This window comes from Kluyvera ascorbata (genome assembly GCF_023195735.1).
Taxonomy (GTDB): domain Bacteria; phylum Pseudomonadota; class Gammaproteobacteria; order Enterobacterales; family Enterobacteriaceae; genus Kluyvera; species Kluyvera ascorbata.
Genome location: NZ_CP096201.1, coordinates 3,317,579 through 3,335,059, shown reverse-complemented (window position 1 = coordinate 3,335,059; position 17,481 = coordinate 3,317,579). Strand labels below are relative to the sequence as shown.

Genomic DNA, 17,481 nt, shown 5'->3' with positions numbered 1-17,481 from the left:
ATAATGTTTTCAAAATTGTTATCGGTGATTTTACTCACCTGCGCGTTATTCTCAGGCCAACTCATGGCCGGACATAAAGGTCATCAGTTTTTGTGGGTTAAAAATGCCGATCATCAGCTGCGTCATGAAGCGGATAGCGATGAGCTACGCGCGGTGGCAGAAGAGTCAGCGGAAGGGTTGCGCGAGCATCATCACTGGCAAAAATCACGTAAACCGGAAGCACACAATTTTTAAGGTGATAGGCGAAAGGCAAAAAAATGCCCCGCAATAAGCGAGGCATTAATATTCGGCAAATAGCGCTCGGCGAAAGTAGCGCCAGACGCTCATTATCTGCGGAGATTAGCGACTACGGAAGACAATGCGGCCTTTGCTCAGGTCGTACGGGGTCAGCTCAACAGTCACTTTGTCGCCCGTCAGGATACGGATGTAGTTTTTGCGCATTTTACCGGAGATATGTGCAGTAACCACGTGCCCGTTTTCCAGTTCTACGCGGAACATGGTATTAGGTAACGTATCAAGAACGGTACCCTGCATTTCAATATTGTCTTCTTTGGCCATCTAATCCTCTGGGGTATCACTACCGTAATTTGAACCGGCAAGATAATGCCGAAGTTCATCAAGTAAGTAAAGAATTGTCCGTCTTAATCGGCGAAAGTCGTTTTTGCGCATTACCCTTTCACCACACAAATGCATCGTGTGATGGGCACGAACCAGGCTGGAAACAGCAGGATAAACGTGGGCGTTATCTGACTCGAATGATTCCCAAACGTCGGCGGGGTAAAAGGCAGAAGCGACTCTCGTTGGCAATTATATCATCCTGCTGGGAATTGTGCTGAAATCATTTACGCTTCAGGTAAAAAGAGCGCTCTGGGCACCCAGAACTTATCGGAGAGGGGTTGTACGCGCAGAGTATCAAGATGCTCAAGATAATCTCGACGGGGTATTTCTACGGCGCCTAATGAGGCGGTATGGCTATTTAATACCTGACAATCGATTAATTTTCCACCCGCCTGGCTGAATGCCTCACAGAAGACGTACAGCGCCGTTTTGGAGGCGTTCTCCGCGCGGCTGAACATTGACTCACCGCAGAACAGTTCGCCCATTGCAACGCCGTACATGCCGCCTACGAGCGTATTCTCCTGCCACACCTCGATGGAGTGCGCATGACCAAGCTCGTGCAGCCGATGATAGGCCTGGCTGATACTGGTGGTAATCCAGGTACCTTCGTTACGATCCTGCGCACAGCCGGCGAGCACGTCGCTGAAGGCATAGTTTATCGTCACGCGGTAGGGAGAGGTTTTATGGAACCGCTTCATACTGCGGCTGAGGTGAAACTGTTCAGGCCACAGCACGGCGCGGGGATCCGGTGACCACCACAGAATGGGGTCGCCTGGAGAAAACCACGGAAAAATACCGCGCTGATAGGCCATCAGCAGGCGCGCGGGGCCGAGATCGCCCCCCAGCGCGAGCAGTCCGTTTGGTTCACGTAATGCGCCCTCAGGAGAGGGGAAAGCGATCGAGTGTCGAGAAAGCTGGACAAGGCGCATATCGCGATGACCTCACGAAACAGAGTTAACTAATCATAGTCTACAGGCGCTGTTTAAACTGGTAGTAACGACCTTGTTTTGCCAGCAGTTCTGTATGATTACCTTGCTCAATTATTTGCCCGTTGTCCATGACAATAATCTGATTAAATCGCGCCAGTCCGCGCAGGCGGTGAGTCACCATCAGCAGCGTTTTATGGCGCATCACGTCGGCCAGCAGTTCCAGGATCTGGCTCTCGGTGGTGGCATCTAACCCCTCTGTGGGTTCGTCCAGCATCATCAGCGGCGCATCATGCAACAGCGCACGCGCAATCCCCAAACGACGAAGCTCGCCGCCGGAAAGCTGACGGCCGCCTTCACCAAGCCAGCTATTCAGACCGGTATCTTCAAGCAGCTTCTCAAGACCGGTACGGCGCAGTACATCGCTAAGCGCTTCATCGCGGGCATCAGGCTTCGCTAACAGCAGGTTGTCGCGCAGCGTGGCGCTGAACAGATGTACGCGCTGTGGTACCAGGCTGACGGTCTGACGAAGCGTCTGCTCATCAAACTGACAAAGCGGTGTGCCGTTAAGTTGAATCTGGCCCTGCTGAGGGTCCCAGGCGCGGGTGAGCAGCTGAAGCAGCGTTGATTTACCACAGCCGGTTCGGCCAAGGATCGCAATATGTTCGCCAGCGGAGATAGACAGCGTAAGGTTATCCAGCGCTGGCTGCGTCTGCTGCGGGTAGGTGAAGGACACTTGGTTTAGCGTCAGCGCCACCTGCTGTGGTCGCGCTACGGCCTGCTCTGGGAAAGTGACTTCTGGCTGCTGTTCGATAATCTGGCTGATACGCAGCGCCGAGGCGATGACCTGCCCAAGGTGCTGGAACGCGCCGGTGACCGGTGCGAGCGCCTCAAAGGCCGCCAGCGCACAGAAAACAAAGAGCGCAATCAGCGCACCTGGCTGGCTGTTGGTGCCAACGCCACCTGCGGCGAGCCACAGCATGGAGACCACCGCCACACCGCCAATTAACAGCATCAAAGCCTGAGAAAGCGCGGTAAGTTCCGACTGACGGCGTTGGGCGTCGTGCCAGTTGAGCTCAGTTTGTTCCATCTGTTTGCGATAGTGCTGGCTGGCGTTAAAAATCGTCAGTTCAGCCTGGCCTTGCAGCCAACCGGTAAGCTGCTGACGATACTGACCACGAAGGGTCGTCAACTGCTCACCGGTAGGTTTCCCGGCGCGGTAGAACAGCGGCGGCAGGATAATGAGCGTGGCCAGCATAATGCCGCCGAGCGTCAGCGCCAGGCCAACGTCCAACAGGCTAAGTCCTGCGGTGACCACCAGAATGACCACCAGTGCACCGACCAACGGTGAAATGACGCGTAGATAGAGGTGATCGAGCGTATCGACGTCGGCCACCATGCGGTTGAGCAGTTCACCCTGACGAAAACGTGCCAGTCCGGCAGGAGAGAGCGGCAGCAGTTTACTGAAGGTGAACACGCGTAAATGCTGCAAGACGCGGAAGGTTGCATCGTGGCTGACCAGGCGTTCAAAGTAGCGCCCAGCGGTGCGAATAATCGCCGCACCGCGCACGCCAGCAGCAGGCAGCATGTAGTTGAAGGTGTAAGCACCCGCAAACCCGACTACCGCTGAGGCCGAGAGGAACCAGCCGGAAAGGGTGAGCAAGCCAATGCTGGCTAACAGCGTGACAATCGCCAGAATAACGCCCAGGCTCAACAGCCACTTGTGACGTTTATAAAGCGCCAGATAAGGTAACAGTGCGCGCATTTAGATCTCCTCCTGACGGCTGGCCAATAGGCTCGTAAAGACGCCGTTAGCATCAACCAACTGCTGATACGTTCCCTGCTCAATAATTTGACCGTTCTCCATTACCCAGATAGCGTCCCACTCGGTAAGGCCTTCAAGCTGGTGGGTTACCATCAGCGTGGTTTGCTGGGTTGAGGCTTCGGTTAACGCCTGCATGACACGCTGTTCGCTGTGTGCATCCAGGCTGGCGGCAGGTTCATCCAGAAGTAGTAAACGGCAGGGGGCGAGCAGGGCGCGGGCCACGGCGACGCGCTGGGCCTGACCGACGGACAGACGTGCGGCCTGTTCACCCACGACGGTGTCGATACCATCAGGTAGCTGTGGTAGGAATTCGCTCACCCAGGCTTTATCCAGCGCCTGCTGCAGCTGTTGTTCACTGGCATCAGGATTGCCGAGCAGCACGTTCTCGCGCAGCGTGGACGCTGGGAGCTGCGGGTTTTGCCCAACCCAGCTCATCATGCGGCGCCAGCCTTCAGGGTGAAGGTTGCGTAATTCGACGCCGTTCACTTTCAGCGACCCAGTGTAGGGTAAGAACCCCGCCAGCGCGTTCAGCAGCGAGCTTTTGCCGGAGCCGCTCAGACCTACCAGCACAGCGCGTTGACCGGCGCTGAGCGTGAAGTTCAGCGGTCCTACCAGCATTTTGCCTTCTGGCGAGGTGATAAACAGGTCTTTGGCACAAAGCGTGACAGGTTCGCTGGTGTCCAGCGTCTGGTCGCCCTGTTCAGGATGCGCCAGCGGCGCTTCGAGGAACGTTTTCAGGCTGTCGGCGGCGCCAACGGCCTGTGCTTTAGCGTGATAGAAGGTGCCTAAATCACGCAGCGGCTGGAAGAACTCAGGGGCCAGGATCAGCGCCAGGAAACCGGAAGAGAGCGTCACTGCGGTGCCGTAACTGCCGAAGTTTAGCTCGCCGAGATATGAGAAGCCGAAGTAGACCGCGACCAGCGCAATGGAGAGCGAGGTAAAGAACTCCAGCACGCCGGAGGAGAGGAAGGCCAGGCGCAGCACTTCCATTGTACGATGGCGGAAATCTTGCGATGCCTCGCGAATATTTTCCGTTTCCGCTTCGCCGCGGCCAAAGATACGCAGCGTATCCATACCTCGCAGACGGTCAAGGAAGTGCCCACTCAGGCGCGCCAGCGCCAGGAAGTTACGGCGGTTGGCATCAGCAGCGCCCATGCCAACCAACGCCATAAACAGCGGGATCAGCGGCGCGGTGACCAGCAGAATAAGCGCCGCAGCCCAGTTTGAAGGGAAAATCGCAACGACGATAATCAGGGGAACGCAGGCCGCTAACGCCATCTGCGGCAGGTAGCGGGCGTAGTAATCGTGCATGTCATCGATTTGTTCGAGAATAAGCGTCGCCCAGCTACCGGCAGGCTTTCCCTGAATCCAGGCTGGACCAGCCTGTTGAAGGCGATCGAGCACCTGACGGCGAATTTCAAATCGAATTTGCTGCCCGGCGTGAAAACCGACGCGCTCGCGCAGCCAGACCACCCAGGCGCGCAGGATAAAGATCAGCACCAGTTGGATAAACGGCAGCAGCAACGCTTCTCGCGGGATGTTCTCCATAATCATATGGTGGAGAATGCGGGCAAGGAACCAGGCCTGGGCGATGATCAATACACCGCTAACGAAGCCGAGCAGACGGGAGGTCATCAACCAGCGGCGTGACAGGACGCTTTGCTGTTTGAGCCAGCGGGTGAGTTCTTGTTGGCGACTTTTATTCATTGGGCGCTTAGCAGGTGCTTATGGATAATGGTTTCAGTTATAGGCGCGGCAATGTTACATCGCAGAAAAAATAAAGGCGACTTATCGTCGCCTTTTTTACTTTTGTTACTGACTTGTAAAGGTTATTTGCAAGCGTCAGCCAGACCGTCGAGATAGCGCTCAGCGTCCAGCGCGGCCATACAGCCGGTGCCTGCGGAGGTGATTGCCTGACGGTAAATGTGGTCCATAACATCGCCCGCGGCGAACACGCCAGGGATGCTGGTCTGGGTTGCGTTGCCGTGAATGCCGGACTGCACTTTGATGTAGCCGTTTTCCAGCGCCAGTTGACCTTCGAAGATGGCAGTATTTGGGCTGTGGCCGATAGCCACGAACAGACCCGCTACGTCCAGCGATTCAATTTCGTCGTTTTCGGTAGAACGCAGACGCAGACCGCTTACGCCCATCTGGTCACCGGTGACTTCTTCCAGCGTACGATGGGTGTGCAGCACGATATTGCCGCTTTCCACTTTATCCATCAGACGCTTGATCAGAATTTTTTCCGCGCGGAATGAATCACGACGGTGAATCAGATGCACTTCTGAGGCGATGTTGGACAGATACAGCGCTTCTTCAACCGCGGTGTTACCACCGCCGATAACCGCGACTTTCTGGTTACGGTAGAAGAAACCATCGCAGGTCGCGCAGGCAGAAACGCCGCGGCCTTTGAATGCTTCTTCTGACGGAAGTCCCAGATAGCGAGCAGAGGCACCGGTCGCGATGATTAACGCGTCACAGGTGTACTCACCGCTGTCGCCGGTCAGGCGGAACGGACGGTTTTGCAGATCCACGCTGTGGATATGATCGAAAATAATTTCGGTCTCAAACTTCGTTGCATGCTCGTGCATGCGCTCCATCAGCAGCGGACCGGTCAGGTCGCTAGGATCGCCCGGCCAGTTTTCGACTTCGGTGGTGGTGGTCAGCTGACCGCCTTTTTCCAGCCCGGTAATCAGGACCGGTTGCAGGTTTGCGCGTGCAGCATAGACCGCAGCGGTGTATCCCGCAGGTCCAGAACCAAGGATTAACAACTTACTGTGTTTGGCCGTGCCCATGAGATCCCCATAATTGTTGGCAGACATTGTTCGCGATTGTAGGGAATTTGTAGGCGTAAAAAAAGGGCATAGCGATTTTGTTAACGATATGTGTAATAGGATGAGTCGATTGATTGTCTATTTTAACATCAATAAATATAACTATTTCTACTGCCAGGCTCATGATTATAAGATGATTACATGTGAAACCGGACCCAGGATTCATGAATATGTGGCATGTTGTACTAAAAAAAGATGTTTTGCTTTGACAATCCCCTGTGCTTTTGCGACAACATTCAAGGAAGAAGAAAAGCAGTGTTTCGCGTGTGGTGAATTTTCATGCACGCAAATACCATTTTTACCCGGATCTCTGAAATCTACGTATGGTGTGGACAGACGTCATACGTGATGTCGGAGGGTGGCCGTGAGGCGCCGGGCTTCTCATACACATACCCTGGGATATTCGTCGTTGCAGCAACAACGGCGCATTGAAATCGGGAGAAGGCTCTGAACAGTGAAGTGCACAGAGTCAAGACAGGAGTAGGGAAGGAATACAGAGAGACAATAATAATGGTAGATAGTAAAAAACGCCCTGGCAAAGATCTCGACCGCATCGACCGCAACATTCTCAATGAACTGCAAAAAGATGGGCGTATTTCGAACGTCGAGCTTTCCAAAAGAGTAGGACTTTCTCCGACCCCGTGCCTTGAGCGCGTACGTCGTCTGGAACGACAGGGGTTTATTCAGGGCTATACTGCGCTGTTAAACCCGCATTACCTGGATGCATCGCTGCTGGTATTCGTTGAGATTACTCTGAATCGCGGTGCGCCGGACGTGTTTGAACAATTTAACGCCGCTGTGCAAAAACTTGAAGAAATTCAAGAATGTCACTTAGTATCCGGTGATTTCGACTATCTGTTGAAAACCCGTGTACCTGACATGTCAGCTTATCGTAAGCTTCTTGGCGAGACCCTGCTGCGCCTGCCAGGCGTAAACGACACTCGTACTTACGTCGTCATGGAAGAGGTCAAGCAGAGTAATCGTCTGGTAATTAAGACCCGCTAAAACGGAACAGGTGCAAAATCAGCGTAGTTTGATTACACTCCTGTTAATCCATACAGCAACAGTGTCGGCGCAATCTGGCACTGTTGTCCGTTTTAGCATTTGGCACCTGGAGAGCCTTTCTTGAGCCAGGAATATACAGAAGACAAAGAAGTCAAACTCACAAAACTCAGCAGCGGACGCCGGCTCCTTGAGGCGTTACTACTTTTATGCGCCATTTTTGCCATCTGGTTAATGGCTGCACTACTGAGCTTCAATCCTTCCGATCCTAGCTGGTCACAAACGGCCTGGCACGAACCCATCCACAATTTGTGTGGTGCTTCCGGCGCATGGCTGGCTGACACGCTGTTCTTCATTTTTGGCGTGATGGCGTACACCATACCGGTGATTATTGTTGGTGGCTGCTGGTTTGCCTGGCGGCACCGTTCAAGCGAAGAGTACATCGACTACTTCGCCGTCTCGCTGCGCCTGATTGGCGTACTGGCCATCATTCTTACCTCATGCGGCCTCGCGGCGATAAACGCGGATGACATCTGGTACTTTGCCTCCGGCGGCGTGATTGGTAGCCTGCTCAGCACCGCGCTGCAGCCAATGTTGCACAGCAGCGGCGGGACCATCGCACTGCTCTGCATCTGGGCCGCAGGCCTGACGCTCTTTACCGGCTGGTCGTGGGTCAGCATCGCCGAGAAAATGGGCAGTTGGATCCTCAACATTCTGACGTTCGCCAGCAACCGAACCCGCCGTGACGATACCTGGGTCGATGAAGACGAGTACGAAGAAGAAGACGAATATGAAGACGACGGCGAGGAGACGCAGAAAGCGTCGCGTGAATCTCGTCGTGCGCGCATCTTACGTGGGGCACTGGCTCGCCGTAAGCGTATTGCCGAAAAATTCGCTAACCCGATGGGCCGCAAAACGGATGAAGCGCTGTTTTCGGGCCGTCGTATGGATGAGCCTGAAGCCGCTGGCTATGCCGCGCAGGTAGATCCTGATGACGTGCTGTTCTCTGGCGCTAGCGCCACCCGTGCCGCAGGGTATGATGAATACGATCCGCTGCTGAATGGTCATTCTGTTACGGAAGCCGTTGCGGCGACGGGGGCGGCTGCCTGGGTAGCCGAGCCTGCGCTAGCAGCCCCTTCAGTGAGCGAACAGCCGGTGCCAACCCCCGCCGTTGAATGGCAGGCCGTTCCGGCACCCACCGCGGTTGACCCCGTTATTGCGCCAGCGCCGGAAGGGTGGCCGCCAGTACAGCAGCCTCAATATGCTCAACCGCAGCAGCCTGTTTACGAACAGCCGCAGTATGCTCAACCGCAGCAGCCTGCTTACGAGCAGCCGCAATATGCTCAACCGCAGCAGCCAGCTTACGAGCAGCCGCAATATGCTCAGCCGCAGCAGCCTGCTTACGAGCAGCCGCAGTATGCTCAACCGCAGCAGCCAGCTTACGAGCAGCCGCAATATGCTCAGCCGCAGCAGCCTGCTTACGAGCAGCCGCAGTATGCTCAACCGCAGCAGCCAGCTTACGAGCAGCCGCAGTATGCTCAACCGCAGCAGCCTGTTTACGAGCAGCCGCAGTATGCTCAGCCGCAGCAGCCTGCTTACGAGCAGCCATACTCCGCTGAGCCGGATTATCTGAACGAACAGCAGGTTACACCTGCTCCCGTTGCTGAACCGGAACCTGTTGTAGAGGAAGAAGTTAAGCCTGCGCACCGCCCGCCGTTGTACTACTTCGAAGAAGTAGAAGAGAAACGCGCGCGCGAACGTGAACAGCTGGCAGCATGGTATCAACCGATCCCAGAACCGCTGGCGCCGATGGAACAACGCGCGTCCTCTGCACCGTCTATTCCCGTTTCTGCGCCAGAACCTTCCGCCGCTGTCGCTCCGGTGGCCGCGAGCGTACGCCATGCAGCAGCCGTTGCTGGAACTGCCGCCGCGGTGGCTGCCTCTGCACCGCTGTTTAGCCCTGCCGAAGGGCCGCGTGCGCAGGTTAAAGAGGGCATTGGTCCACAGCTGCCGCGTCCTAACCGAGTCCGTGTACCCACGCGCCGTGAGCTCGCATCTTATGGTATTAAGCTGCCTTCCCAGCGGATGGCAGAAGAGCGGGCGGCTCGCGAGGCAGAACGTTATCAGCATGATGATAGCAACCCAATGACCGACGATGAAGCCGATGCCATGCAGCAGGATGCACTGGCTCGCCAGTTTGCCGCCTCGCAGCAGCAGCGTTACGGTGAAACGGAAAGTCATGATGATTTCGTGTCTGACGACGATGATGCGGATACGGCAGCCGAAGCGGAACTGGCACGCCAGTTTGCGGCATCTCAGCAGAACCGTTACGCCAGCGAACAACCGGAAGGGGCGCATCCGTTCTCTCTCGACGATTTTGAATTCTCACCGATGAAAACTCTGGTGGATGATACGCCGAGGGCACCATTGTTCACGCCGAGCGTGATGCCGGAACCTACCGTTACGCCGCCGTCTCAACCGCAGCAGCCATCACAGTATGCTCAGGGCCATCAGCAGCCGCCGCAGCATGCACAAGGCTATCATCAGCCTCAGCAGCAATTTGCGCAGCCGCCACAACAGCAGCCTGTGCATCAGCCGGTAACGCCGCAGGAGAGTCTGATTCACCCGCTGCTCATGCGTAACGGCGACGATCGTCCGCTGCAGAAGCCGACGACGCCGCTGCCTTCGTTAGATCTGTTAACTCCGCCGCCAACGGAAGTGGAGCCGGTAGACACCTTCGCGCTGGAACAGATGGCGCGTCTGGTTGAGACTCGTCTGGCCGATTACCGCATTAAAGCGGACGTCGTGAACTACTCTCCGGGCCCGGTTATCACCCGTTTCGAGCTGAATCTGGCGCCTGGCGTGAAGGCGGCACGAATTTCTAACCTGTCACGAGATCTCGCGCGATCTCTCTCGACCGTTGCGGTACGGGTGGTGGAAGTGATTCCGGGTAAACCGTATGTTGGCCTGGAACTGCCGAACAAAAAACGTCAGACCGTTTACCTGCGCGAAGTGCTCGACTGCGACAAATTCCGTGATAACCCATCACCGTTGACCGTGGTGCTGGGTAAAGATATTGCCGGTGAGCCGGTGGTTGCTGACCTCGCCAAGATGCCACACCTGCTGGTTGCTGGTACAACAGGCTCCGGTAAGTCCGTCGGCGTGAACGCCATGATCCTCAGCATGCTCTACAAAGCGCAGCCTGAGGACGTACGTTTCATCATGATCGACCCGAAAATGCTGGAACTCTCGGTCTACGAAGGGATCCCGCATCTGTTGACTGAAGTGGTAACCGACATGAAGGATGCTGCCAACGCCCTGCGCTGGAGCGTCAACGAAATGGAACGTCGCTACAAACTGATGTCGGCGCTTGGCGTGCGAAATCTTGCTGGCTATAACGATAAAATTGCTGAAGCGGCGCGCATGGGCCGTCCAATTCCGGATCCATACTGGAAACCGGGCGACAGCATGGATGCGACGCATCCGGTTCTGGAAAAACTGCCGTACATCGTGGTTCTGGTTGATGAATTTGCCGACCTGATGATGACCGTCGGTAAGAAAGTGGAAGAGTTGATCGCCCGCCTGGCGCAGAAAGCGCGTGCTGCGGGTATCCACCTGGTTCTGGCAACCCAGCGTCCGTCGGTGGATGTGATTACCGGCCTTATCAAGGCCAACATTCCAACCCGTATTGCGTTTACGGTCTCGAGTAAAATTGACTCCCGTACCATTCTTGACCAGGGCGGCGCTGAGTCGCTGCTGGGAATGGGTGACATGCTCTACGCTGGCCCTAACTCCAACAACCCGGTGCGCGTTCACGGGGCGTTTGTCCGTGACCAGGAAGTGCATGCGGTGGTTCAGGACTGGAAGGCTCGCGGTCGTCCGCAGTACGTTGATGGCATTACCTCCGACACCGAAAGTGAAGGCGGCGGCGGTGGCTTTGATGGTGGCGAAGAGTTGGATCCGCTGTTCGATCAGGCGGTCAACTTTGTGACCCAGAAACGCAAGGCATCAATCTCCGGCGTACAACGCCAGTTCCGCATTGGCTACAACCGTGCAGCCCGTATCATCGAACAGATGGAAGCGCAGGGGATCGTCAGCGAGCAGGGGCACAACGGCAACCGTGAGGTGCTGGCACCGCCGCCGTTCGATTGATTGCAAAGATGGGTAAATAAGTCAGAATTCAGTATTTTCTTCTGTCACCGCTCTGGGCGAAGTCTTAGAGTGAGTGCCAGAGGCTCTCCTGCCGGGAGCATGAAGCTATTTAAGGATTAATAATGAAAAAGATCGCGATCACGTGTGCATTACTTTCCAGCTTTGTTGTCAGCAGCGTATGGGCTGATGCCGCAGGCGACCTGAAAAGCCGTCTGGATAAAGTGAGCAGCTTCCACGCCAGCTTCACCCAGAAAGTGACCGACGGCAGCGGCAACGCGGTGCAGGAAGGCCAGGGCGATCTGTGGGTAAAACGTCCGAACCTGTTTAACTGGCACATGACGCAGCCGGATGAAAGCATTCTGGTGTCTGACGGTAAAACGCTGTGGTTCTACAACCCGTTTGTTGAACAGGCGACGGCTACCTGGCTGAAAGATGCGACGGGCAATACGCCGTTTATGCTGATTGCCCGCAACCAGGCCAGCGACTGGCAGCAGTATAATATTCAGCAGACCGGTGATGACTTTGTGCTGACGCCGCGCGGCAGCAACGGCAACCTGAAGAAATTTACGATTAACGTTGGTCGTGATGGCACGATTCATCAGTTCAGCGCCATTGAACAGGACGATCAGCGCAGCAGTTATCAACTGAAATCGCAGCAGAACGGTGCGATAGAGGCGTCTAAATTCACCTTTACACCGCCGCAGGGCGTGACGGTGGACGATCAGCGTAAGTAAGAGGCAGGCGTGGGCAATTTGTCGCTCGATTTTTCTGATAATACCTTCCAACCTCTGGCCGCGCGTATGCGGCCAGAAAACTTAGCGCAGTATATCGGCCAGCAGCATCTGCTGGCTGCCGGCAAGCCGCTGCCGCGCGCTATTGAAGCCGGACACCTGCATTCGATGATCCTTTGGGGGCCGCCGGGCACGGGGAAAACGACGCTGGCGGAAGTGATTGCTCGCTACGCGAATGCCGACGTTGAGCGAATCTCTGCTGTTACCTCCGGAGTGAAAGAGATTCGTGAAGCCATCGAGCGTGCCCGACAGAACCGCAACGCTGGGCGTCGAACCATTCTATTTGTAGATGAAGTTCATCGCTTCAACAAAAGCCAGCAGGATGCCTTCCTGCCGCATATTGAAGACGGCACCATCACCTTTATTGGTGCGACCACCGAAAACCCCTCGTTTGAGCTGAACTCGGCGCTGCTCTCCCGTGCCCGTGTCTATCTGCTGAAATCCCTGACCACCGAGGATATTGAACAGGTATTGACTCAAGCCATGGAAGACAAAGCACGGGGCTACGGCGGGCAGGATATTGTTCTGCCGGACGACACGCGCCGCGCGATTGCCGAATTGGTCAACGGCGATGCCCGTCGTGCGCTCAATACGCTCGAAATGATGGCTGATATGGCGGAGCTGGATGATGCCGGCAAGCGCGTCTTGCAGCCCCAGCTTTTGACTGAAATTGCCGGTGAACGCAGCGCTCGCTTTGATAACAAAGGTGACCGCTTTTATGACCTGATTTCGGCGCTGCATAAATCGGTACGCGGCAGCGCGCCCGACGCGGCGCTCTACTGGTACGCCCGCATTATCAGCGCGGGTGGCGATCCGCTCTATGTTGCTCGTCGTTGCCTTGCCATTGCTTCAGAAGATGTCGGCAACGCTGACCCGCGCGCGATGCAGGTGGCGATTTCCGCCTGGGACTGCTTTACCCGCGTTGGTCCGGCGGAAGGGGAACGGGCCATTGCGCAGGCGATTGTTTACCTGGCCTGTGCACCGAAAAGCAACGCTGTTTATACCGCCTTTAAAGCAGCAATGGCCGATGCCCGCGAACGTCCGGATTACGACGTACCGGTGCATCTGCGAAACGCGCCAACCAAACTGATGAAAGAGATGGGCTACGGGCAGGAATATCGTTATGCCCACGACGAGCCAAATGCTTACGCCGCTGGTGAAGAGTATTTCCCCAGCGAAATGGCACAAACGCGCTACTATCACCCGACCAACCGAGGTCTTGAAGGCAAGATTGGCGAAAAGCTCGCCTGGCTCGCTGAACAGGATCAAAATAGCCGCACAAAACGCTACCGCTAGTGCAGTCGTTGCGGTAATGTTGTCGATGTACCTCTGCGACCACGGGCTGTGGTCGCATACTCCACTTTCAATTCGATAAGCATAGGATAAGCATGCTCGATCCCAATCTGCTGCGTACAGAGCCAGACGCAGTCGCAGAAAAACTGGCACGCCGGGGCTTTAAGCTGGATGTAGATAAACTTCGCGCTCTTGAAGAGCGTCGTAAAGTACTGCAGGTAGAAACTGAAAATCTGCAGGCAGAGCGTAACTCGCGATCGAAATCCATCGGCCAGGCGAAAGCACGCGGGGAAGACATTGAGCCTTTACGCCTGGAAGTGAACAAGCTTGGCGAACAACTTGATGCCGCTAAATCAGAACTGGATGTTCTGCTGGCTGAGATTCGCGATATTGCGCTGACTATCCCGAACATCCCGCACGACGATGCACCGGTAGGTCGTGACGAAAACGACAACGTTGAAGTTAGCCGCTGGGGCACGCCGCGTGAATTCGATTTCGAAATCCGCGACCACGTTACGCTGGGTGAAATGCACAGCGGGCTGGACTTTGCGGCCGCCGTTAAGCTGACCGGTTCACGCTTTGTCGTGATGAAAGGTCAGATTGCCCGTATGCACCGCGCGCTGTCGCAGTTCATGCTGGATCTGCACACCGAACAGCACGGCTATAGCGAAAACTATGTGCCTTACCTGGTAAACCAGGACACGCTGTACGGCACCGGCCAACTGCCGAAATTTGCTGGCGATCTGTTCCATACCCGTCCGCTGGAAGAAGAAGCTGACAGCAGCAACTACGCGCTGATCCCAACGGCAGAAGTGCCGCTGACGAACCTCGTGCGTGATGAAATCATCGACGAAGACGACCTGCCGATCAAAATGACCGCGCACACGCCGTGCTTCCGCTCTGAAGCGGGTTCCTACGGTCGTGATACCCGTGGTCTGATTCGTATGCACCAGTTCGACAAAGTTGAGATGGTGCAGATCGTACGTCCAGAAGATTCTATGGCGGCGCTGGAAGAGATGACCGGTCACGCGGAAAAAGTCCTGCAATTGCTGGGTCTGCCGTACCGTAAAATCATTCTGTGCACCGGTGATATGGGCTTCGGCGCATGCAAAACCTACGACCTCGAAGTCTGGGTTCCAGCGCAGAATACCTACCGCGAGATCTCCTCTTGCTCTAACGTCTGGGATTTCCAGGCGCGCCGCATGCAGGCTCGTTGCCGCAGCAAGTCCGACAAGAAAACGCGTCTGGTTCACACCCTGAACGGGTCTGGTCTGGCCGTAGGTCGTACGCTGGTTGCCGTGCTGGAAAACTACCAGCAGGCAGATGGTCGCATCGAAGTACCTGAAGTACTGCGTCCATACATGAACGGTCTGGAATACATCGGTTAATCCTACACCGCTTCACAAAAAAAGCGCCGAAAGGCGCTTTTTTTATATCCGCATTGATACCGAACAATACCTCTTCGGGTAGAACGTTTGATACTCCCTTCTAAGTAACACCAGCATATAAAACTATAATAACAGTATTTCGTTATATAAATGACTATATAGCGGATGATGTTTTCAATGTTAGCAACGAAGTGAGAGTCCATGAAAACTGAAACCCCCGATGCTTTATTGGCAGCCGAGGTCAGCCGCCGTGGTTTGATGAAAACCACGGCCATTGGCGGACTGGCGATGGCCAGCAGTGCGTTTACGCTTCCCTTCAGCCGCATCGTGAATGCTGCCGAGGCGATTGCGCCGAGTACGGCGGCAGAGCGCGTAACCTGGAGTGCGTGTACGGTTAACTGTGGAAGCCGCTGCCCGCTGCGCATGCATGTTGTCGATGGCGAGATTAAATACGTCGAAACGGATAATACCGGTGATGATAACTACGACGGCCTGCATCAGGTTCGCGCCTGTCTGCGCGGTCGTTCCATGCGCCGTCGTGTCTATAATCCCGATCGTCTGAAGTACCCGATGAAGCGGGTCGGTAAACGTGGCGAAGGTAAATTCGAGCGCATCAGCTGGGAAGAAGCTTTTGACACCATTGCCGACAACATGAAGCGGCTGATTAAAGATTACGGTAACGAATCCATCTATCTCAACTACGGCACCGGTACCCTTGGCGGTACGCTGACCCGCTCCTGGCCACCGGGAAAAACCCTGGTTGCTCGACTGATGAACTGCTGTGGCGGTTACCTGAACCACTATGGTGACTACTCTTCTGCGCAGATTGCCGCGGGCCTGAACTACACCTACGGCGGCTGGGCCGACGGTAACAGTCCGTCAGATATCGAAAACAGCAAGCTGGTCGTGCTGTTTGGCAATAACCCGGGCGAAACGCGTATGAGCGGCGGCGGGGTAACGTACTACCTGGAGCAGGCGCGCCAGAAATCGAATGCCCGCATGATTATCGTCGACCCGCGTTATACCGATACTGGTGCAGGGCGTGAAGATGAGTGGATCCCTATCCGTCCTGGTACCGATGCGGCGCTGGTTTCGGCGCTGGCGTGGGTGATGATCACCGAAAACCTGGTCGATCAGCCGTTCCTCGATAAATACTGCGTTGGCTACGACGAAAAAACGCTTCCGGAAGGTGCACCGACAAACGGTCACTATAAAGCCTACATTCTGGGACAAGGCAGCGATGCTACGGCGAAAACGCCGGAGTGGGCTGCGAGCATTACCGGTATTCCTGCTGAGCGTATCGTGAAACTGGCGCGTGAGATTGCGCTGGCCAAACCGGCCTATATCTCCCAGGGCTGGGGGCCACAGCGTCATGCTAACGGCGAAATTGCTACCCGCGCTATCTCCATGCTGTCGATTCTGACCGGTAACGTCGGGATCAACGGCGGCAACAGCGGCGCGCGTGAAGGCTCCTATGAGGTACCGTTTGAGCGTATGCCAACGCTGGAAAACCCGGTACAGACCAGCATTTCCATGTTTATGTGGACCGATGCGATCGTTCGCGGTCCAGAAATGACCGCGCTGCGCGACGGCGTCCGTGGTAAAGACAAGCTGGATGTGCCGATCAAAATGATCTGGAACTATGCCGGTAACTGCCTGATTAACCAGCACTCTGAAATCAACCGCACCCATGAAATTCTGCAGGACGATAAGAAGTGCGAAATGATTGTGGTGATTGACTGCCACATGACTTCGTCGGCGAAATATGCCGATATCCTGCTGCCCGACTGCACCGCATCTGAGCAGATGGATTTCGCGCTGGATGCCTCCTGCGGCAACATGTCCTACGTTATCTTCACCGATCAGGTCATCAAACCGCGTTTCGAATGCAAAACGATCTATGAGATGACTACTGAGCTGGCGAAACGTATGGGCGTTGAGCAGCAGTTCACCGAAGGGCGGACGCAGGAAGGATGGATGCGCCATCTGCATGAGCTTTCTCGTCAGGCCGTGCCGGAACTGCCGGACTTCGATACCTTCCGCAAGCAGGGCATCTTCAAGCAGCGTGACCCTGAAGGGCATCACGTTGCCTATAAAGCCTTCCGTGAAGACCCGCAGGCCAATCCGCTGACTACGCCGTCAGGGAAAATTGAAATCTACTCGCAGGAACTGGCAAAAATTGCCGCCACCTGGGAACTGGCCGAAGGCGATGTTATCGATCCGTTACCGATCTACACCCCAGGCTTTGAGAACTACAACGATCCGCTGGCGGAGAAATTCCCGCTGCAGTTGACTGGTTTCCACTACAAAGCTCGCGTTCACTCGACTTACGGCAACGTTGATGTGCTGAAAGCGGCCTGTCGTCAGGAGATGTGGATCAACCCGCTGGATGCGAAGAAACGCGGCATCGCTAACGGCGATCGTGTGCGTATCTTTAACGATCGTGGGGAAGTGCATATTGAAGCTAAGGTCACGCCGCGCATGATGCCGGGCATCGTCGCGCTGGGTGAGGGGGCTTGGTACAACCCGGATGCTAAAGGTATTGACCAGGCCGGTAGCATTAACGTGCTGACCACTCAACGTCCGTCGCCGCTGGCGAAAGGCAACCCATCGCACACGAACCTTGTCCAGGTTGAGAAGGTGTAAGGAGTA

General features: G+C 55.5%; 12 protein-coding genes. 7 read left to right on the top strand and 5 right to left on the bottom strand.

Translation table 11 applies throughout. From position 1 onward, the window contains the following. Positions 1 to 3: 3 nt before the first annotated feature. Positions 4 to 234 carry a DUF2554 family protein gene (locus MY052_RS15925; RefSeq protein WP_035896356.1) on the top strand — a complete coding sequence of 77 codons (231 nt, stop codon included), beginning with the start codon at positions 4 to 6 and terminating at the stop codon, positions 232 to 234. A gap of 105 nt (positions 235 to 339) precedes the next feature. Here MY052_RS15925 and infA read toward each other — a convergent pair whose 3' ends face one another. From infA to trxB, 5 genes are all read right to left on the bottom strand, one after another. Continuing rightward, positions 340 to 558, bottom strand: coding sequence for a translation initiation factor IF-1 (gene infA, locus MY052_RS15920; protein ID WP_002211347.1), 219 nt, complete (start codon positions 556 to 558; stop codon positions 340 to 342). A gap of 284 nt (positions 559 to 842) precedes the next feature. After that, the gene (aat, locus tag MY052_RS15915) at positions 843 to 1,547 is read right to left on the bottom strand and encodes a leucyl/phenylalanyl-tRNA--protein transferase (protein WP_202216145.1); all 705 of its coding nucleotides are present in this window, start codon (positions 1,545 to 1,547) and stop codon (positions 843 to 845) included. A 40-nt stretch (positions 1,548 to 1,587) separates the two neighbouring features. Then, positions 1,588 to 3,309 (bottom strand): heme ABC transporter ATP-binding protein/permease CydC, encoded by a 1,722-nt coding sequence (gene cydC, locus MY052_RS15910; RefSeq protein ID WP_248537394.1) that lies wholly within the window; start codon positions 3,307 to 3,309, stop codon positions 1,588 to 1,590. Beyond that, positions 3,310 to 5,076 carry a heme ABC transporter permease/ATP-binding protein CydD gene (gene cydD, locus MY052_RS15905; RefSeq protein ID WP_248537393.1) on the bottom strand — a complete coding sequence of 589 codons (1,767 nt, stop codon included), beginning with the start codon at positions 5,074 to 5,076 and terminating at the stop codon, positions 3,310 to 3,312. Positions 5,077 to 5,198: 122 nt separating this feature from the next. Next, positions 5,199 to 6,164 carry a thioredoxin-disulfide reductase gene (gene trxB, locus MY052_RS15900; RefSeq protein ID WP_035896352.1) on the bottom strand — a complete coding sequence of 322 codons (966 nt, stop codon included), beginning with the start codon at positions 6,162 to 6,164 and terminating at the stop codon, positions 5,199 to 5,201. Positions 6,165 to 6,713: 549 nt separating this feature from the next. Between trxB and lrp the strand changes: the two genes are divergently transcribed. The 6 genes from lrp (at position 6,714) to dmsA (ending at position 17,475) form a co-directional block, all read left to right on the top strand. Further along, entirely contained in the window at positions 6,714 to 7,208 is a 495-nt protein-coding gene (lrp, locus tag MY052_RS15895; RefSeq protein WP_000228469.1) for a leucine-responsive transcriptional regulator Lrp, read from the top strand. Between the two features lie 120 nt (positions 7,209 to 7,328). Then, a complete protein-coding gene (locus tag MY052_RS15890) occupies positions 7,329 to 11,357 on the top strand; it encodes a DNA translocase FtsK 4TM domain-containing protein (protein ID WP_248537392.1) in 4,029 nt (1,342 codons plus the stop codon). A 122-nt stretch (positions 11,358 to 11,479) separates the two neighbouring features. Continuing rightward, positions 11,480 to 12,091 (top strand): outer membrane lipoprotein periplasmic chaperone LolA, encoded by a 612-nt coding sequence (gene lolA, locus MY052_RS15885; protein ID WP_035896350.1) that lies wholly within the window; start codon positions 11,480 to 11,482, stop codon positions 12,089 to 12,091. 9 nt (positions 12,092 to 12,100) lie between these two features. Further along, on the top strand, positions 12,101 to 13,444 hold the full coding sequence (rarA, locus tag MY052_RS15880; protein ID WP_115074624.1) for a replication-associated recombination protein RarA: 1,344 nt from the start codon (positions 12,101 to 12,103) through the stop codon (positions 13,442 to 13,444). A gap of 92 nt (positions 13,445 to 13,536) precedes the next feature. Then, entirely contained in the window at positions 13,537 to 14,829 is a 1,293-nt protein-coding gene (serS, locus tag MY052_RS15875; RefSeq protein ID WP_035892448.1) for a serine--tRNA ligase, read from the top strand. A 201-nt stretch (positions 14,830 to 15,030) separates the two neighbouring features. Beyond that, positions 15,031 to 17,475 carry a dimethylsulfoxide reductase subunit A gene (gene dmsA, locus MY052_RS15870; protein ID WP_248537391.1) on the top strand — a complete coding sequence of 815 codons (2,445 nt, stop codon included), beginning with the start codon at positions 15,031 to 15,033 and terminating at the stop codon, positions 17,473 to 17,475. The last annotated feature ends 6 nt before the right edge of the window (positions 17,476 to 17,481 follow it).

Coding starts and splice junctions, on each gene's coding strand:
- serS (WP_035892448.1), top strand. CDS start 13,537: ATGCTCGATCCCAATCTGCTGCGTACAGAGCCAGACGCAGTCGCAGAA.
- lrp (WP_000228469.1), top strand. CDS start 6,714: ATGGTAGATAGTAAAAAACGCCCTGGCAAAGATCTCGACCGCATCGAC.
- dmsA (WP_248537391.1), top strand. CDS start 15,031: ATGAAAACTGAAACCCCCGATGCTTTATTGGCAGCCGAGGTCAGCCGC.
- aat (WP_202216145.1), bottom strand. CDS start 1,547: ATGCGCCTTGTCCAGCTTTCTCGACACTCGATCGCTTTCCCCTCTCCT.
- infA (WP_002211347.1), bottom strand. CDS start 558: ATGGCCAAAGAAGACAATATTGAAATGCAGGGTACCGTTCTTGATACG.
- trxB (WP_035896352.1), bottom strand. CDS start 6,164: ATGGGCACGGCCAAACACAGTAAGTTGTTAATCCTTGGTTCTGGACCT.
- cydD (WP_248537393.1), bottom strand. CDS start 5,076: ATGAATAAAAGTCGCCAACAAGAACTCACCCGCTGGCTCAAACAGCAA.
- cydC (WP_248537394.1), bottom strand. CDS start 3,309: ATGCGCGCACTGTTACCTTATCTGGCGCTTTATAAACGTCACAAGTGG.
- MY052_RS15925 (WP_035896356.1), top strand. CDS start 4: ATGTTTTCAAAATTGTTATCGGTGATTTTACTCACCTGCGCGTTATTC.
- lolA (WP_035896350.1), top strand. CDS start 11,480: ATGAAAAAGATCGCGATCACGTGTGCATTACTTTCCAGCTTTGTTGTC.